Below are 16,672 nucleotides of genomic sequence, written 5' to 3'. Positions count from 1 at the left end.
CTCAGTGCGTCGACGACTTCCGCTCAGCATCCACCGCCCGCTTGACGGCGGCCACGAACTCGCGCCGCGCGGCGACCAGTGCGTCGGACGTCGCATGCGGCCACGCACCGACCTGGGCGATCACCAGCTGGCGTGCGGGGTCGACGTAGACCATCTGGCCGAAGATGCCGATGGCGGCATAGCTGCCGTCGGTATCCGTCCACCACAGATAACCGTAGCCGCGGTCCGGATCATCGACGCTTTCCTGGCGACGCAGCGCGCCGTCGAGCCACGCCTTGGCGATCACCGGCTTGCCCGCGATGCGGCCGCCGTCGAGCATGAACTGCCCCAGCCGCGCGTAGTCGCCCAGCGTCGCCGACAGGCCGCTGCCGCCGGTGTCGCTGCCATCGCATTCGTCCTTGATCCAGTACGCATCGGCGGCCATGCCGTACGGCTGCCAGATCGTCTGCGACAGGTAGGCGGCCAGCGAGCGGTGCGTGGCCCGCTGCACCAGGATGCCGAGCAGGTCGGTTTCCGCAGTGTTGTAGTTCCAGTGCGTGCCGGCGGGCCACTGCCGCGGCTGCTTCTTCAGGTACGACAGCACGTGCGCCTGGCCGTCGATGCAGGCGTGCATGTACATCTGCGCCACGTCCGACTTCGCATCGGCGTAGTCCTCGTTCCAGTGCACACCGGAGGTCATCGTCAGCAACTGCTGCACGGTGACCTCCGCATAGGCGCTGTCGCGCAGTTCCGGGATGTAGCTGCCCAGCGTGTCGTGCAGGCTATGGATGTCGCCGCGCTGCAAGGCGACCCCGAGCAGCACGGAGGTGACCGACTTGGCCACCGAGAACGAGGTCCAGCGCTGCGCCGGCCCGAAGCCCAGCGCGTAGCGCTGCAGGCGCACGCGGCCGTGCTGCAGCACCATCACGCCGGCGAGGTGGTGCTGGTCCATGTAGCCGGCCAGCAGCCCCGACGCACCCTGCCCGTCCAGCAGCAGCGGCTTGCCCTGCGGCAGCGCGTGAACCTGCGTGCCGTGCGCGGCGCGGTCGCTGGGAAACCGTTCGTACATCCGCCGGAACTGTGCCTCGCGCTGCGCCTGCGGCCAGAACAGCACGCCCTCGCGTTGCTGGCCGATGGTCTGTGTGCTCTGCTCGTTGGCTATCGATGGCAGCGCGATGAGCAAGCACAGGGTGGTAAGCAGGCGGATGCAGAGAGTTGGACACATGGCGGTGTTTACCGAATCGGCAGCGAAACCGGCATTTTACCGACTTGTGCCAACGTCGACCGCTGCAGGAAGTGCGCGATTCGCGCGCGGCCGGGACTGGGCACGCCGGCGCGCACTCAGTGCGCTCCGGCCAGGGTCTCGGGTTCGGGCGCGCGCCTTCACGCCTTCGTCCCGGGCACGGTGGTCCCATCGGTTCCCCACGAGTCGGCGTTGGGTGTCAGCCGCCGGGTCACGCCGGCTCTGGCGACGCATGCCGTGTCCAACCAGAAGGAGTCCCCCATGATCAAGCGCGTACTTCCCCTACTGCTCGGACTGTCGCTTTGCAGTGTGGCCTTCGCACAGGATCTGCCTGCCGCTGCACAGTCGACGACAACGACTACCCAGACCACTACGATTTCCACCTGGACCTCCCAACCGCCGACCGGCGCGTTGAGCGAGGAGGCCATCAAGACCGCGATCGCCAACGCCGGCTACAAGGAGGTCAAGGGCCTGAAGTTCAAGGACGGCGTATGGCGCAGCAAGGCCCGCGGCGGCAACAAGCAGTGGGCCGAGCTTGCGGTGGGGCCGGTGAGCGGCAAGGTCTACGTCAGCGGTGCGCCGTCCAAACTCAACGAGGACGAGGTCAAGGCGAAACTGGCCGCCGCCGGCTACGAAAACGTCCATGACGTGGAGTACGAGCACGGCCTGTGGAGCGCCGAGGCCAGGACCCGGGGCGGCGCCGACATCGAGCTGCTGGTCGATCCGGACGATGGCAGCGTGGTGGCCAAGTCGCACGATTGATGCGCTGGGGTTGCGATGATTGCGGAAGCCCGGTGCGTTGCGCACCAGGCTTCTCATCATTGCGCCGTGGAAAGCAAACCCTCCCGCCCCGCAGTTTTCCCCCAACCCCGGCCTATCGGCCTGCCGCAGGAAGCATCCCGATCGTGCGCAGCCAGGTCTCGGCCAGGGCCGGCCAGTGCGTGATCGGGTTCGACGTTGGCCGCAGCCCGAACGCATGCCCGCCATGGGCGTACAGGTGCATCTCGGCCGGCACTTTGGCGTTCTTCAACGCGATGTAATAGGCCAGCGACTGGTTGACGCCATCCACGTAGTCGTCTTCCGCCTGCACCAGGAACGTCGGCGGCGTGTCGCGGGAGACCGGGGCATTGGCATTGAACTTGTCGTCATCGGTCGCCAGATGCCCCGGATAGATCGGCATGGCGAAATCCGGGCGGGCGCTTTCCCTGTCGGCAGCGTCCACCGGCGCATACAGGGGGCGCGCAAAGTTCGTGCTGATCTCCGCCACCAGAAAGCCTCCCGCCGAAAACCCGAGCACGCCCACCTTGTGCGGGTCGATGTGCCATTCCGCGGCGTGATGGCGCACCAGCCGCATCGTTCGCTGGGCGTCCTGCAACGAAGGCACCGATAGCTGGTAATTGTGCGGACGGCAATCGCATTGCCAGACATAAGGGATACTCGGAACGCGATACTTCAGCAGTACGCAGGTGATGCCCCTGGACGTCAGCCAGTCGCAGACCTCGGTGCCTTCGAGATCCATGGCCAGCCCCTGGAAGCCACCACCGGGAAACACCACCACCGCGGTTCCCGTGTTCTTCCCGGTCGGGCCGTACACCGTCATCGTTGGCCGCGACACATTGACCACCGACACCACAGCCTTGCCGCCGATCAACTTCTTGCTGGTCGTGGTGTACTCGGCCCCCGGCATGGGCTTGGCATTCGGCGGCGTGCCTGGCCACAGCGGTATCTGTGCATGTCCGGCAGCAGGTTGCCAGACTGTTGTCGCAGCATGCACGCCACCACATGCAGCCAGCAGACACACGGCAATGACCCAAGGCTTCATGACGATCCTCCGTTCCAGCGCTCGCCAACGCTGCGCGATCAACGCAGCAAACAGGCCCTGCATGCTGCACGCCGCATCAGGCCTGCTGCGGCCGCTTCCATGGATTTTTTCGGGCAGGCCGGCGGCAGTCCGCGGCTCTTGCGCCGGGCATGCCGCAGGGGCTTTCAGCTACGCCGGCGCGCTGATGCGGGGCTGTCGCCGGCGTGCGCCGACCACAATCGACGCAGCTGGCGTGCCGAACCCAGCCCGGCGCGTTCGGCGGCACGTTCCACGCTGTCGCCGCTGGCCAGTGCCTGGCGGGCGAGTGCCAGTCGCAGGCTGGCGTGGTAGCGGTTGATCGACATGCCGCTGGCCTCGCGAAAATGGCGGGTAAGGCTGCGCACGCTCATGTGCCCGATGTCGGCCAGGCGCGCCAGCGGCCAGTCCTGGTCGGGCGCCTTGGCCAGCGCATCCTGCACGCGATGGATGGCCATGCTCATGTGGTTGCGCCCTTCCAGCCACGGCGACAGCGCCGGGTCGCCGGACGCACGCCGCACATAGACGGCCATCTCGCGTGCGACGGCAGCGGCCAACCACGGCGAGCCGAGCCGGGCGATCAGGTGCAAGGCCAGGTCGATGCCGGCCGTGATGCCGGCGCTGGTGCACACCTCGCCGTCCTCGACGAACACGCGGCTGTCCAGCACTTCGGCGCTGGGCACCAGTCGGCGCAGCGTGTCGAGCAGGCTGTGGTGGGTGGTACAGCGCCGACCATCCAGCAAGCCGGCAGCGCCGGCCAGCAAGGCGCCGGAACAGACGCAGGCCAGCGACCGGCCGTTGCCGCCATGCTGCCGCAGCCAATCGACCAGGGCCTGGCTGGCGGGCGACGACAACACCGCCTCGCCGCTGCCGGTCGCGCCGCAAACCACGATCAGCGTGTGCTCGCCGAGCCGGGCCGGCAGCGGTTCGATGCCGGTCAGGCCCACGCCGAGCGCGGTCGAGGCGGCCTCGCCGCGCCGCAGGGGCGCCACCATCCGCAGGCGCACCGGCAGCCCCATCGACGCGGCGATCCTGAAGGCATCGGCCGCGCCGGCGAGATCCAGCAGGATCAGCGCCGGCGGCAGCACGAAGCACACCTCAGTGATCGGCGAGGACGTCATCGACGCTGCGAATGCGGGCAAAACGGCCATCCAGAACCAGCTCGGTACGCTGCTTGATGTCCTGCGCATCGTAGCGAGTTCCGCTGCCGGCGTGGATCATCGGAAAGGTCAGCGTCGCCTCGGTCACGTAGTCGACGGCAAAGCCGAGATCCGACGCCACGCGCGCCGTGGTCTCGCAGCACTGCTCGGAGCGGATGCCGCTGACGATGACCCGCTCGATGCCGCGCTCCTTCAACCAGGCCCGCAGGCCGGTATCGGTGAAAGCGTTGTGGACGTGCTTGCGGAACACCACGTCATGCGCGTCGGGCACCCACGCCATCGGCCGCACCAGGCCGGACGCCGCGCTGAAATGCGCGTCGTTGTCCTCGTGCAGGATCCGCACGACCGGCCAGCCGCGCTCTGCCGCCGCATCGAGCAGCTTCACCAGGTTTTCGCGGAAAGCGGGGACATCGTCCTCGCGCCAGTACGGCGCGTGCAGGAACGACTGCTGGACATCGATGACCAGCACGGCAGGCAGCTGGGACATGGGGCGACTCCATCGATAAAGGAGTCGCCACTGTAGGCAGCGCGCGAACGGCCAACCAGCACCATGGCGGACCACGAGCGGACGGATCGGGCCAGTCCGCCAGCAGGACAAGGGCGCGCCTGCGCAGGCGCGCGCAACCGGTGCCCCGCGGACCGATCGTCACACCGGCTTCCCGTCCGACGATCGATGGCGGCAGGTTTCGGCACCTTCCTGCGTGCGCGAAGGCACGAACCTTTCGTTTCGCGCCTTGCCTGCCGAGCCCTTCGCCCCGGCAGCAGTTACGATACTTTCCACCCTGTAAAGCCGGGACCACCATGCGCGACGCCCTTGCCATCCGCGAGTTCAGCGACGAACTCGCCGTGCACTTCCGCGACATCAACGCGGAATGGATCAACGCCATGTTCCGCCTCGAAGCAACCGACCGGGACGTGCTGGAGAACCCGCGAGCGCGGATCATCGACGCGGGTGGCGTCATTCTCTTCGTCGAGGCCAGCGGGCTTGGGATCGTCGGTGCATGCGCCCTGCAGAAGACGGGGGCCGCCAGCTACGAGCTCACCAAGATGGGTGTGCGCGAGTCGGCACGCGGCATGAAGGCCGGGGAGTTCCTGCTCGCCGCGATCATCGAGCGGGCAAACTCGCTGGGCGCCGATCCGCTGTACCTGCTCACCAACACCCGATGCGCGGCTGCCATTCATCTGTACGAGAAGCTTGGCTTCCGGCACGACGCCGAAATCATGGCCCGCTATGGCGCACGCTATGAAAGGTGCGACGTGGCCATGCGCTACCACGCGGAAGCCTTGCGGTAAGCCACCTCGTGGCGTTCAGCACGGGCCCGCATGCCGCTCGGGGTCGAGAGCGCTGTTGTCGCGGATAAAAGCTGCATGGCTTGAAACCTGCACAGCGCGCCACCCGACCCGCCTGCGCTCATAAAACGCTTCAACCCTGCCGCGCGGGCAGGAGGCGGCTGTCGCGCAGCAAGCCCGCCGAGACCAGCGACCCCGGTACGCAGACCGGAAGATCTTCGCGACGGTCATAAAAATAAGATGCCCGGGACAATCCAAGCGCTACCGCAGCCGCTACTACATTGTCACTGACACCTTTTTCCACCTCAGCCAAAGAAAAGCCCCGCGACGCGGGACTCTTCATGCAGCGTGTTGCCGTGCGGCCGACGATCAGGCCGCCGCGGGCTCGGCTGGGGTGACCGGCGTCGAAGGCGCACGCGGGCCGCGGGCGAAGCGGGTGGCGAGCATCCGGCGCAGCTCGTCCACGCCCTGCCCCCCTTGCCGGTGACTTTGAGCACGGCGTAACCCTCCAGCGCATTGGTCATCAGGTCGCTGCCCACCGCCATCTGCGTGTCGTCACCGCGCTGGCTCAGCTTGGACAGCCGCGCCAGGCACGGACGCAGCGCATCCAGCGTGGCCAGGTCGCGACGATAGGCCGGACAAGCCGGTCTCCATGCGTACGTCATTCCCGATCAGGCACCAGTGCCAGTCGATAACCGAGCGCCTTCGCCACCTTCATGGTGTGTTGGCAAGGCTGGGGTTGCCTTCACCCGACAGTGCCTCGTACAGCCCGGCGCGGGTCATGCCAGCAGCCTCGGCCAGCTGGCTCATGTTGCGTGCGCGCGCCACCGTGCCGAGGGCTTTCAGCATGAATACGGGGTCGTTGGGCGCTTCCTCCGCGCAGGCTTCGAGATAGGCAGCCATGTCCACCTCGGTCTCGAGGTAGTCGGCACTGTCGTAACGGGAAAAGGTCTCTCGCACGCCTTTCATGATCCACGCTCCCACTCGGCTGCAACGCGCTGGGCTGTCTTGATATCGATACGCTGGGTGCGCTTGTCGCCACCGGCCAGCACCACCACGAGCACCGAGCCACGCTGCATGAAGTACACCCGATAACCGGGGCCGTAGTCGATCTGCAACTCGCTGACTCCGCCGCCTGCCGGCTTGACGTCACCAAGGTTTCCGTCGGCGATGCGATCAAGCCGAGCCGCGATCCGTGCCCTGGCGCGGGCATCGCGCAGGCTGACGAATCAAGTATCGAACGTCGCGGATTTGACCAAGTCAAACACAGATAAAATGCAAACTATGGTTGTCACTCAATCAAGCCATCGTAGGCGGCCGTGTACTCGACTCATGAAGTGCGGGAAGAGAGAATCTCGGTACGGCTGCTGCCCCGCGATGATCGAACCTAAGACTCGACGCTCCGTCAACGAGCGAGCAGCCCACCAGGACATGCCGGTCGGGTGGACCCGCATCAAGTGAACCTGACGCCCATCCTTAACTTCCTCCGTCCCGATTTTCGATTTTCGCATCGCGCGCGACGACTACGCCCACGGCACCGATTCGGCGAGCAGCTCGCGCAACCGCGACTCGCTCATGCCGGCCAGATCCTGCTCCGCCAGCCGCATGTTCTGCGCACTCATGGCCGTCTTGCGAACCGCGCCATCGCCGGAACAGGAGAACACCAGCAGCGTCCCCCCAAACGAGCCATCCAGCACGGCCGCTTGCCAATGTCCGCCTGCCGCATCATCAAAATTGCGCATGAAACCGGAACCCATCTGAAATGAAATTGGCGTCGGGCGGCAGTTCCCCGCCGACACCCCCGAAAGCCTACTACTCCGCTGCTGCCTTGGCGCTTCGGTCGGGCAACAATGGCGGCGACATCCCCCACAGGAAGCCGCTCATGATCCAGCGTTTCGACACCGGTCCGCGCATGTCCGAAATGACCACCCACAACGGCGTGGCCTACCTCGCCGGGCAAGTCCCCGAGGACACCGGCGTCGACATCGTCGGTCAGACCGAGCAGGTGCTCCATGCCATCGACGACCTTCTGCAACAGGCCGGCACCGACAAGACCCGCATCCTGCGCGCGGAAATCTTCCTGGCCGACATGGCCGACTTCAACGGCATGAACGAAGCCTGGGAAAAATGGGTACCGCAAGGCGCCACGCCGGCACGTGCCACGGTGCAAGCAAAACTGGCCAAGCCCGACTGGAAAATCGAGATCGTGATCACCGCGGCGATCGCGTGATCGCCGGATACCACAGCCGAAAGCGGCGGAGCCGAGGCCTGGGAACGCCGCCACACCCCGGTTTACACGGTTCGGATGTCGGAAGTCGCCCCGGCATCTTTCTGGGCGCCAAGGCTTGTGACCCCGGTTTTGCCGATGACTGGCACTGCTCCGGCAGATGAGCATTCCCGCATGAAAGCGTGGGGAAACCTCAGACTCTGACCCGAGTTTCTGCCGTTTGCGATTTGCGGGCACGACTCAAGGTATCAGGAACAATTCGTGCTACGCGCGGCCGCTTCCAAATTGTCCCTGACACCTTTTCGGCTTCTTGGCCCTTGCCGCTTTCTTCGTCGTGGGTTCGCTCAGCAACATCTTCGCCCCGGGATCCATCTACGAGGAATACCTGAAATGGGGATACCCGCGCTGGTTTCATTTCGTGACCGGATCGCTGGAACTCGCTGCGGCCATGCTGCTTTTCCGGGCGCCGAGTCGCCTGCTGGGCTCGGCACTCGGCTGCACTGTGATGTTTGCTGCCCTCGCGACCGTCATCATCCACGGCGAATACGGGCACGCTGTGCCACCACTCGTCGTGGCGACATTGTCACTTGTGGTCGGCTGGATAAGCTGGCGCAAGCGGCCAACCGTCTCAGCGTGACTGACAGCACGGTAACGGGCTCTGAAGACCCGGTTGGTTTCTCTAGTTCTTTCAGAGCCATGATCGGATTCATTCGTTGTATTTGCGGAATGATCCCTTGAAGCGATCTACCGGGTACTTAGCACCGTTCGCTTCCAACTTTCTTCGCACGACATCGTCGACGTTGATAGCTAAGTCGTGCACCAGATAGGTCAAAAGAATACAGAGGTCGGCAACCTCCTCCTCGATCTTGCCGCGAGCCTCGACCGATCGCTTGGCCAGGTCAGCGTCTGGCGTCCATTGAGTGATCTCCGCGAGTTCTGCTGCTTCCACGGCTAACGCAGTCGAGAGCGTGCGCAAGGTATGGAACTGCTCCCAGTCACGTGCAGACCTGAAATCCAGCACGGATTGCCGTAGTGCAGAATCTTTCAAGATACTCATGGCATGAACCTGTTTTCATTGTGCCAGCGCAGGGCGTCACGATCCGGTCGGTCAACGGACCGCTCTGGCAACAGGGCAAGCTCCTGCCCGTCGAGGCGGTAATAGGCCTTGCCATTGAAGTATTGATCGCGAATCTTGGAGCTGATGCGGATGCGATAGTCCGGTTGGACCGTCACTAGGCCAAGATCAAACAGCTTATGGAAATCAGAACGTAACAACAGGCCGTTGGAGATGACATGCCGTCCTTGATCGGCATAGGGCCGGATATGTGCAGCCTCCAACACGGGCAACGTTGATTCACCCGTCAATGCGCAGCGGCGTGCATATGCATCAAGGACGAGCGTACGGAAGGCTCCTTGACCGAGCCGTCCGCGTTGAAGGTATTCGGCACCATAACGAGGTGCATCGTCCTCCACTCCCTTCGCCAAGACAGCCAAAGGCAAGACTGCCTGAATTTCTTGCCAAAGAGCTGCACCCTGCTCGTTCGACGAGTCGTATTTCTTGCCTCGTACGATCCCAGCCGCGCTGAAATGCTCTTCTACAGGAATCCACAGCTGGCGCGGGAGATAAAAAACGTCAGAAACGACGGTACATCCAATTGGCTGCTCGACCCCTACCGCAGTATGGGCATTTTCGCCGATCAATTCCGCGAACTGGCGAAGCGACGAGGCCCCATTTCGTTCACCGAAGAAATCCCAAGCAACTGAAAGTGGCAACTGTGTGAAGTGCGAGAAAAACCCACCTCCAACGATGTGGTTCTGCGGGCGCTTCAACTTGAAAAGGAACGGAGTGCCCGCTGGCAAATTAGTAAACGGCGCACGCGCTGATGGCTGCCAGAAGTTAACTTCATCAAACGCCCGATCGCTGACGAACTCATACCATTGGTTATCTGTGACGCCCAACCAGAATTTCATGCCGCCCCCGAACGAACGACTCCCTTACCGAGAGCTGTTGGAAGTATGGCCGTATTGACGCAGTCAGTTCATGTCAAGTGGAGGAGCTGGGTGGCGTGCTTTTCAAAGCTCTACGCAATCAAACCGCCGATCCGCCTCCACCTCCGCCTCATAGTCCACATCCGCCCGGTCAAACCCGAACAGCTGCAAAAACTCGTGCTTGTAGCCCGCGTAGTCGGTGATCTCACGCAGGTTTTCGGTGGTGACGGTGGGCCAGAGGGTTTTGCACGGGATCTGCACGTCGTCGCGCAGTTCCCAGTCGTCCAGCCGCAGGCGGCCTTCGTCGTCGGTGGGTGCAGCCTTGCCATCGGCACGATAGAGGCGGTCGTGGAACAGGCGGTTGGCCTGCTCGATCGGGTTCTCGTGGATGCCCTTCTCCTTCATGATCTTGAAGGCGATGGACACGTACAGCGGGATCACCGGGATGGCGGCGCTGGCCTGGGTGACCACGGACTTCATCACGCCGACGTAGGCGTCGAGGCCGGGGTGGCGGCTGCGCAGTTGCTTCGCGGTGTTGTCCAGGTGCTGCTTGGCCTGGCCCAGGGTGCCGTGCCAGTACATCGGCCAGGTGATCTCGGTGCCGATGTAGCTGTAGGCGACGGTCTTGGCGTGCTCGGCGAGCACGCCGGCGGCGCTCAGCGCGTCGATCCACAGCGCCCAGTCCTCGCCGCCCATCACGGTGACGGTGTCCTTGATTTCCTGCTCGGTAGCCGGCTCGACGGTGGCCTCGATCACGGTGTCCTTGTTGGTGTCGACCGAGGTGTTGTGGAACGGCGCGCCGATGGTCTTGAGCGCCGAGCGCACCACGTCGCCGGTGTCCGGCAGCTTGCGCACCGGCGAGGCCAGCGAGTAGACCACCAGGTCGATCGGGCCGCCCATCTCGTTCTTGATGATCTCGATGGCCTTGGCACGGGTTTCGTTGGCGAACGCGTCGGCGTTGATCGACTTGCTGTACAGGCCGGCGGCTTTGGCCGCCTTGTCGAACGCGGCGGAGTTGTACCAGCCGGCGGTGCCGGTCTTGTCGTGGCTGCTGGGCTTCTCGAAGAACACGCCGAGCGTGGCGGCGCCGTAGCCGAACGCGGCGGTGATGCGCGAGGCCAGGCCGTAGCCGGTGGAGGCGCCGATCACCAGCACCCGCTTCGGGCCCTTGGCCTTGTCGTGGCCCGCGGCCTGGGTGACCTTGATCTGGTCGAGCACGTTGCGCTCGCAACCGACCGGGTGGGCGGTGATGCAGATGAATCCGCGGACTTTGGGCTTGATGATCACTCGGGGCTCCTGCTGGTATTCGGATGCTGATGGGCAGTTCGTCATATTAACCAAGCGGGGCGGCCATGCGCTGCCGTAGGGAGTTTCTAGAGGTCCGCCCCTCGCTCGTCATCCCGGCGCAGGCCGGGATCGCATTGGCTGTTGCAAACGGCTCTTTGGATAACCCTCCTCGTTGCCGAAGTGCGATTCCGGCCTGCGCCGGAATGACGATGTGGGGGCGAGGTGCGTCATTGCGAAGTGCGATTGCGGCCTGCGCCGGACACCTTGGACAAGAGCATCGTCCGCGGCGGGCTCCTACGACAGGGTGTGCAGGACGGTCGCCATGGCGCGCACCTGCCCGGCATCGCTGCGCAGCTCGCCGCTTTCCATGTCGGACAGCACCGCCCGCCGATGCTGCATGCCGGACGGCTGCCGGCTTTTGGCGGAGGCGTGGAATTCGCGCGCGCCGGTGGCGGCGGCGAGCGCCGCGATGTTCTGCGCGGTGATGCCGGCGCCGGGCATCACCGCCAGACGCCCGGCGGCCTGCGTCACCAGCTCGCGGATCAGCGTGGCGCCGTCCACCGCGCTGGCCTGCGCGCCCGAGGTCAGCACGCGCTCGCAACCGAGCGCGACGATGTCCTCCAGCGCGCGCGCCGGGTCGCGGCTGAGGTCGAAGGCGCGGTGGAAGGTCACGCCGAGCTTGCCGGCGGCGGCGATCAGGGCGCGGCAGCGCGGCATGTCGACCTCGCCATTCGCATCGAGCACGCCGAGCACCACGCCGTCGCAGCCCAGCGACACGCAGGTCTCGATGTCGCGCTGCATGGCCTCGCATTCCAGTTCGCTGTAGAGGAAGTCGCCGGCGCGCGGGCGGATCAGCACGACCAGCGGGATGCGCAGGCGTTCGCGGGCCAGCGCGATCTGCGCGTGCGACGGCGTGAGGCCGCCCAGTTCCAGCGCCGTGCAGAGTTCGACCCGCCCCGCTCCGCCCTCTTGCGCGGCCAGCGCGGAGGCGACCGAATTGGCGGCAATCTCAAGCATCATGGGCAAGCGGGATCATGAATAGCTCGTCGTGTAGACGCTTGGCGAGGGGATCAGGGTGTCCTGCTTCTTCGCATCGCATACCGCGTAGGAGAAGCCGTGCTGGATGGCGTAGGCGCCGACCTCGCCGTCGCGGTTCATGGCGAGGAAGCCGACCTGCAGGGTCTTGGAGGCTTCCGGGCGCTTCTTGACGATGCGCATCACCGCCTCCTTGCAGGCCTCGTGCGGCGAGCGGCCCTGGCGCATCAGTTCGACGACCAGGAAGCTACCGGCGTTGCGGATCACTTCCTCGCCGACGCCGGTGGAGGTGGCGCCGCCAACCTCGCCGTCGACGTACAGGCCGGCGCCGATGATCGGGCTGTCGCCGACGCGGCCGCGCAGCTTCCACGCCATGCCGCTGGTGGTGCAGGCACCGGCCAGCTTGCCGTGCGCGTCCAGCGCCAGCATGCCGATGGTGTCGTGGTTGTGGGCGCCGCCGGGCAGGCCGGGGGCGCCGCCCTTGCCGTAGTCGTGCACTTCGCTGTTGATCGAGGGCTGGTACTTCGCCGTCTTCAGCCATTCGTGCCAGGCCTGCTCGGCTTCGGGCGTGAGCAGGTCCTGCTTCTTGAAGCCCTGCTCCAGCGCGAACTGCAGCGCGCCCTCGCCGACCAGCAGCACATGCGGCGTGCGTTCCATCACCCGCCGCGCCACCGAGATCGGATGCTCGATGTGCTCCAGGGCGGCCACCGCGCCGCAGCTGCCGTCGGCGTCCATGATGCTGGCGTCGAGGGTGACGTGGCCGTCGCGATCCGGGTAGCCGCCCTTGCCGACGCTATGGTTCTTCAGGTCGGATTCGGGCACCTGCACGCCGGTCTCGACCGCATCCAGCGCATGGCCGCCCTGGCCCAGGATCGCCCAGGCCGCGCGGTTCGCGGCGACGCCGAAGTCCCAGGTTGAGACGACCCGTGCCGCCGACGCCTTCGTCCCCCGCACCGCCGGCCCGGCGCTCCGCCCGCCTGCCCACGCCAGCAGCGGCGCCGAAGCGCCGAGCAGGGATGCCTTGAGGAAACGCCGGCGATCAGTCATGGCCTACTCCGCAGTCCGGAAACAAAAAAACCCCGCACAGGATGCGGGGTTTCGCTTTTGCTTTACAACGTTTGTCTGGCTGATCAGGCGGGTTCGACTGCCGACGCCTGGGCGCCCTTCGGGCCCTGGGTCACTTCGAACTGCACGCGCTGACCTTCCTGCAGGCTGCGGAAGCCCTTGGAGTTGATCGCCGAAAAATGGACGAACACGTCCGCACTGCCGTCCTCGGGTGCGATGAAGCCGAAACCCTTGGCATCGTTGAACCATTTGACCGTACCGAAACTCATTTGAGCGAACCTCTGGATCCATGGAATGGGTGCGCCAGGAACTGCGCTGAACCACAGTTCTCCCCTTGGGTTCGCCGCCCCGGCCGGCGCAAAGTAGCAATATGTGAAGGCCGAACGCAATACGAAAATGTCCCGCCAGTGCACAAATTCGCCGCGGCGCTCAATTTCCCGGCAGGGCGGCGAGGATGCGCGGCACCTCGGCGGTGGCCGCCGCCAGGTGGGCGAAGATTTCCTCGATGCTGATCTCCGCCTGGTCGCCGCAGCCGGCGGCGAAATTCGCCACCAGCGCAAGGCAGGCGTATTCCAGCGCCAGCTCGCGCGCCAGCACGGCTTCGGGCATGCCGGTCATGCCGACCAGGTCGCAGCCATCGCGCTTCATGCGGGCGATCTCGGCGCGGGTTTCCAGCCGCGGCCCCTGGGTGGCGCCATAGCAGCCGCCATCGACCACCTCGACGCCCGCCGCGCGCGCCGCCGCCAGCAGTTGCCGGCGCAGCGCTTCGGTGTACGGCTCGCTGAAGTCGATGTGCCTCACCTCGGCGCCCTCGACGTCGCAGTAGCTGGTGATGCGGCCGTGGGTGTAGTCGATCAGCTGGTCGGGCACCACGATCATCCGCGGCCCCATGTCGCTGCGGATGCCGCCCACCGCGTTGACCCCGACCACCCGGCGCGCGCCCAGGCTGTGCAGCGCCCACAGATTGGCGCGGTAGTTCACCCGGTGCGGCGGCAGCGTGTGGCTCTCGCCGTGGCGGGCCAGGAAGGCCAGCCGCTTGCCGGCGAAGTCGCCGAGCACCACGTCGCCCGAAGCGGGCCCGTAGGGCGTGTCGACCGCCTGTCGCGTGGCGTTTTCCAGGCCCGGGAAGTTGTACAGGCCGCTGCCGCCGATGACGGCGAGGTCGAGGGGGGCCTGGTCAGGGTGAGGCATCGTGATGATCCATGTCCGGGTGAAGCCAACGGGGGGAACCTGCTTTGCCCCCTCCCCTGCACAGCAGGGGAGGGTTGGGGTGGGGTCGCTCTTGATCTTCAAGTCAAAGGCAAGAGCTTTACCCCCTCCCGGCCTCCCCCTGCAAGCAGGGGGAGGAGCAAAACCCTATTCCGCGCTCTCGGCTTTCAAGGCATAGATCCCCGGCAAATTGCGGCCCTGCTCGTAGTAGTCCATGCCGTAGCCGAACACGTAGCGGTCCGGCAGTTCGACACCGTTGAAATCCGACGCGATGCCTTCGACCAGGCGGTCGTGCCGCTTGGTGCACAGGCTGGCGATCAGCACGCGCTTCGCGCCGCGCCGGTAGCAGTCGTCGCGCACCGCCTTCAGCGTGTGGCCTTCGTCGAGGATGTCGTCGACCAGCAGCACCGTGCGGCCGGCCAGCGGCACCGCCGGCTCGCGCAGCCAGTGCAGCTCGCTGCCGCTGGTGGCGCCGCGGTAGCGGGTGGCGTGCACGTAGTCGAACTCGAGGTCAGTGCGGATCGCCAGCGCCAGATGCCCGGCGAAGATCAGCGCGCCGTTCATCACGGTGAGGAACACCGCGCGCTCGCCGTCCAGCGCGGCGTCGATCTGCCGGCCCATGTCGGCGATCACGCTTTCCAAGGTGCCGCGGTCGTGCAGCAGTTCGGCCTGCGCCAAGGCGTCGGCCAGGGAAGGGGTTGGGGTGTTCATGCAGTTCCTTGGTCAACGTGCAGTGCCGTGATGCGCGCGACGAAACGGTCGCGCTGCGGGTTGTCCAGAAGGCCGGCCCAGCTGGAACCCAGCGACCCGCGCAGGGCGGCCAGTGGCGGCGGCACCGGCGAGGCGTCGGCCGGCAACGCGGCGATCGCCTCGTCCACCACCTCGGGGAAGCAGGCCAGCACCAGGTCGCAGCCGGCGTCCAGGTGCGCGCGCACGCGCTCGCCCACGCTGCCGGCGGCACCGGCGGCGGCCATGCTGATGTCGTCGCTGACCACCGCGCCGGCGAAACCCAGCTCGCCGCGCAGGATCTGTTCGATCCACACCTTCGAGTAGCCCGCCGGCCTGCTGTCCACCGCCGGATAGGTGACGTGCGCCATCATCACCGCCTCGACCCGCGCCTCGATGCACTCGGCGAACGGCAGCAGGTCGTCGCGGCGGATCTGCGCCAGGCTGCGCCGGTCGATCGCCGGCGCCTTGTGCGTGTCGGTGGCGACCGAGCCGTGCCCCGGAAAATGCTTGAGCGCCGCCGCCATGCCGCCCAGGTGCATGCCGCGCACGTAGGCCTGGCCCAGCTCGGCGGTCACCGCCGGATCGGCGTGAAACGCGCGCAGGCCGATCGCGGCATTGCCGCGGGCCAGGTCCACCACCGGCGCGAAACTGAAATCGACGCCGCTGGCGCGCAGCTCGCTGGCCATCACCCAGGCGTGCTCCTCGGCCAGGCGGACCGCCTCGGCGGGGTCGCGGTCGTAGACCGCGCCGATCGCAGCCAGCGGCGGCAGGCGGGTGAAGCCGTCACGGAAGCGCTGCACTGGGCCGCCTTCCTGGTCCACCGCGATCAGCAGGTCGTCGCCGCCGGCCTCGCGGATCGCCTCGCACAGCGCGATCAGCTGTTCGCGCGACGCATAGTTGCGCGCAAACAACAGCACCCCGGCCACCCCCGCCGCACGGAGCCAGCGCTTCTCGTGTTCGGCCAGCTGCAGTCCGGCCACGCCGATCATCAGCATGCGGCGTCCTCCGCGGCGCGCTCCGCCAGCGACCACTGTCGGTACGGATGCGCGATCAGGTTCACGTTGTAGTAGCGCGCCAGCGCGCTCACCTCGCGGCCCAGCCATGGCGGGCGCGGGAACGGCGCGTCGACCGCCGGCAGCTCGACCTCGGCCACCACCAGGCCCGCGTTGTCACCCGCGAACTCGTCGACCTCGAACAGTGTGCCGTCGACCCGCACGTGATGGCGCGTCTTCTCCAGCACGCCGTTGCACAGCGTGACCAGCATGGTCTGCGCCTCGTCGGGCGGGATCGGATACTCGAACTCGGCCCGCGCGATGGCGAGCGTGGCGGCCTTGATGTTGAGCCACGCGCGCGCGCCCGCCACGCGCACACGCACCGACGCATGCGCCAGCCCGGCGCGCAGCGCCTGCGCATCCACCAGGTAGCCCTGCGCCATCGGCTCGCTGCGCTCGACCTGCGCGTGCCAACTGTCGTCGCGCAACAGGAATTTCCTCTCGATCTCTACAGGCACGGACAGACGCTCTCAGCCAATGACAAAAGCCGGATGAAGCGAGGCTTCATCGAAGAGTGCGGCCATGGATGGCCGCTTCTTGATCTTCGCATTCACGGACGAATGCACAAGC

The 16,672-nt window shown here is 66.1% G+C and carries 21 protein-coding genes and 1 pseudogene; 4 read left to right on the top strand and 18 right to left on the bottom strand.

Annotated elements, in window-relative coordinates; genetic code table 11:
- Position 1: 1 nt before the first annotated feature.
- Complete coding sequence (locus tag RHOOR92_RS0101820) at positions 2-1,204, bottom strand: serine hydrolase domain-containing protein (protein ID WP_027489414.1); 1,203 nt, start codon at positions 1,202-1,204, stop codon at positions 2-4.
- Between the two features lie 279 nt (positions 1,205-1,483).
- On the opposite strand from RHOOR92_RS0101820, the gene RHOOR92_RS0101815 reads away from it, so the two are divergent.
- Positions 1,484-1,984, top strand: coding sequence for a PepSY domain-containing protein (locus tag RHOOR92_RS0101815; RefSeq protein ID WP_027489413.1), 501 nt, complete (start codon positions 1,484-1,486; stop codon positions 1,982-1,984).
- A 112-nt stretch (positions 1,985-2,096) separates the two neighbouring features.
- Here RHOOR92_RS0101815 and RHOOR92_RS0101810 read toward each other — a convergent pair whose 3' ends face one another.
- From RHOOR92_RS0101810 to RHOOR92_RS0101800, 3 genes are all read right to left on the bottom strand, one after another.
- Positions 2,097-3,044: an alpha/beta hydrolase gene (locus RHOOR92_RS0101810; RefSeq protein ID WP_037114773.1), complete on the bottom strand. Its 948-nt coding sequence runs from the start codon at positions 3,042-3,044 to the stop codon at positions 2,097-2,099.
- 164 nt (positions 3,045-3,208) lie between these two features.
- Positions 3,209-4,180 (bottom strand): helix-turn-helix domain-containing protein, encoded by a 972-nt coding sequence (locus RHOOR92_RS0101805; RefSeq protein ID WP_081660196.1) that lies wholly within the window; start codon positions 4,178-4,180, stop codon positions 3,209-3,211.
- The gene (locus RHOOR92_RS0101800) at positions 4,158-4,688 is read right to left on the bottom strand and encodes an isochorismatase family protein (protein WP_231378289.1); all 531 of its coding nucleotides are present in this window, start codon (positions 4,686-4,688) and stop codon (positions 4,158-4,160) included. Before RHOOR92_RS0101800 ends, RHOOR92_RS0101805 begins: the two co-directional genes overlap by 23 nt.
- A 332-nt stretch (positions 4,689-5,020) precedes the next feature.
- On the opposite strand from RHOOR92_RS0101800, the gene RHOOR92_RS0101795 reads away from it, so the two are divergent.
- Positions 5,021-5,512, top strand: coding sequence for a GNAT family N-acetyltransferase (locus RHOOR92_RS0101795; RefSeq protein WP_007514601.1), 492 nt, complete (start codon positions 5,021-5,023; stop codon positions 5,510-5,512).
- 302 nt (positions 5,513-5,814) lie between these two features.
- Here the strand turns inward: RHOOR92_RS0101795 and RHOOR92_RS19125 are convergent, their stop codons facing one another.
- The 4 genes and pseudogenes from RHOOR92_RS19125 to RHOOR92_RS0101780 all read right to left on the bottom strand — a co-directional run bounded on the left by RHOOR92_RS19125 (position 5,815) and on the right by RHOOR92_RS0101780 (position 7,266).
- Entirely contained in the window at positions 5,815-6,174 is a 360-nt protein-coding gene (locus RHOOR92_RS19125; RefSeq protein ID WP_196801995.1) for a hypothetical protein, read from the bottom strand.
- A pseudogene (locus tag RHOOR92_RS18370) lies at positions 6,171-6,478 on the bottom strand (addiction module antidote protein). The gene RHOOR92_RS19125 and the pseudogene RHOOR92_RS18370 overlap by 4 nt, the downstream one beginning before the upstream one ends.
- Positions 6,475-6,729, bottom strand: a complete 255-nt coding sequence (locus tag RHOOR92_RS18365) for a type II toxin-antitoxin system RelE/ParE family toxin (RefSeq protein WP_051281118.1) — start codon at positions 6,727-6,729, stop codon at positions 6,475-6,477. The pseudogene RHOOR92_RS18370 and the gene RHOOR92_RS18365 overlap by 4 nt, the downstream one beginning before the upstream one ends.
- A 303-nt stretch (positions 6,730-7,032) precedes the next feature.
- Entirely contained in the window at positions 7,033-7,266 is a 234-nt protein-coding gene (locus RHOOR92_RS0101780; RefSeq protein ID WP_007511327.1) for a hypothetical protein, read from the bottom strand.
- 125 nt (positions 7,267-7,391) lie between these two features.
- Here RHOOR92_RS0101780 and RHOOR92_RS0101775 point away from each other — a divergent pair, with 125 nt between their 5' ends.
- Together RHOOR92_RS0101775 and RHOOR92_RS0101770 are read left to right on the top strand one after the other, a co-directional pair.
- Entirely contained in the window at positions 7,392-7,739 is a 348-nt protein-coding gene (locus RHOOR92_RS0101775; protein ID WP_027489410.1) for a RidA family protein, read from the top strand.
- Positions 7,740-8,046: 307 nt separating this feature from the next.
- Entirely contained in the window at positions 8,047-8,373 is a 327-nt protein-coding gene (locus RHOOR92_RS0101770) for a DoxX family protein (RefSeq protein ID WP_015447985.1), read from the top strand.
- 69 nt (positions 8,374-8,442) lie between these two features.
- On the opposite strand, the gene RHOOR92_RS0101765 is transcribed toward RHOOR92_RS0101770, so the two are convergent.
- From RHOOR92_RS0101765 to RHOOR92_RS0101720, 10 genes are all read right to left on the bottom strand, one after another.
- Positions 8,443-8,793, bottom strand: coding sequence for a MazG-like family protein (locus RHOOR92_RS0101765; protein ID WP_015447986.1), 351 nt, complete (start codon positions 8,791-8,793; stop codon positions 8,443-8,445).
- Entirely contained in the window at positions 8,790-9,707 is a 918-nt protein-coding gene (locus RHOOR92_RS19120) for an HNH endonuclease (RefSeq protein ID WP_081660195.1), read from the bottom strand. The genes RHOOR92_RS0101765 and RHOOR92_RS19120 overlap by 4 nt, the downstream gene beginning before the upstream one ends.
- A 102-nt stretch (positions 9,708-9,809) precedes the next feature.
- Complete coding sequence (gene fabV, locus RHOOR92_RS0101755; RefSeq protein ID WP_027489407.1) at positions 9,810-11,012, bottom strand: enoyl-ACP reductase FabV; 1,203 nt, start codon at positions 11,010-11,012, stop codon at positions 9,810-9,812.
- Positions 11,013-11,306: 294 nt separating this feature from the next.
- Positions 11,307-12,032 carry a copper homeostasis protein CutC gene (locus RHOOR92_RS0101750; RefSeq protein ID WP_027489406.1) on the bottom strand — a complete coding sequence of 242 codons (726 nt, stop codon included), beginning with the start codon at positions 12,030-12,032 and terminating at the stop codon, positions 11,307-11,309.
- A gap of 12 nt (positions 12,033-12,044) precedes the next feature.
- A complete protein-coding gene (locus tag RHOOR92_RS0101745) occupies positions 12,045-13,094 on the bottom strand; it encodes a N(4)-(beta-N-acetylglucosaminyl)-L-asparaginase (RefSeq protein ID WP_027489405.1) in 1,050 nt (349 codons plus the stop codon).
- Positions 13,095-13,177: 83 nt separating this feature from the next.
- The gene (locus tag RHOOR92_RS0101740) at positions 13,178-13,381 is read right to left on the bottom strand and encodes a cold-shock protein (RefSeq protein WP_007511306.1); all 204 of its coding nucleotides are present in this window, start codon (positions 13,379-13,381) and stop codon (positions 13,178-13,180) included.
- A gap of 160 nt (positions 13,382-13,541) precedes the next feature.
- Positions 13,542-14,303, bottom strand: coding sequence for an S-methyl-5'-thioinosine phosphorylase (locus RHOOR92_RS0101735; protein ID WP_027489404.1), 762 nt, complete (start codon positions 14,301-14,303; stop codon positions 13,542-13,544).
- Positions 14,304-14,468: 165 nt separating this feature from the next.
- Complete coding sequence (locus RHOOR92_RS0101730; RefSeq protein WP_027489403.1) at positions 14,469-15,032, bottom strand: hypoxanthine-guanine phosphoribosyltransferase; 564 nt, start codon at positions 15,030-15,032, stop codon at positions 14,469-14,471.
- Positions 15,029-16,045 carry a beta-N-acetylhexosaminidase gene (nagZ, locus tag RHOOR92_RS0101725; protein ID WP_027489402.1) on the bottom strand — a complete coding sequence of 339 codons (1,017 nt, stop codon included), beginning with the start codon at positions 16,043-16,045 and terminating at the stop codon, positions 15,029-15,031. Before nagZ ends, RHOOR92_RS0101730 begins: the two co-directional genes overlap by 4 nt.
- The gene (locus tag RHOOR92_RS0101720; protein WP_027484360.1) at positions 16,039-16,560 is read right to left on the bottom strand and encodes a CYTH domain-containing protein; all 522 of its coding nucleotides are present in this window, start codon (positions 16,558-16,560) and stop codon (positions 16,039-16,041) included. The genes nagZ and RHOOR92_RS0101720 overlap by 7 nt, the downstream gene beginning before the upstream one ends.
- Positions 16,561-16,672: the final 112 nt, after the last annotated feature.

This window comes from Rhodanobacter sp. OR92 (assembly GCF_000427545.1).
GTDB classification, from domain to species: domain Bacteria; phylum Pseudomonadota; class Gammaproteobacteria; order Xanthomonadales; family Rhodanobacteraceae; genus Rhodanobacter; species Rhodanobacter denitrificans.
Note: the sequence above shows the minus strand (reverse complement) of the source record. Positions and strands in the feature narration are given on the sequence as shown.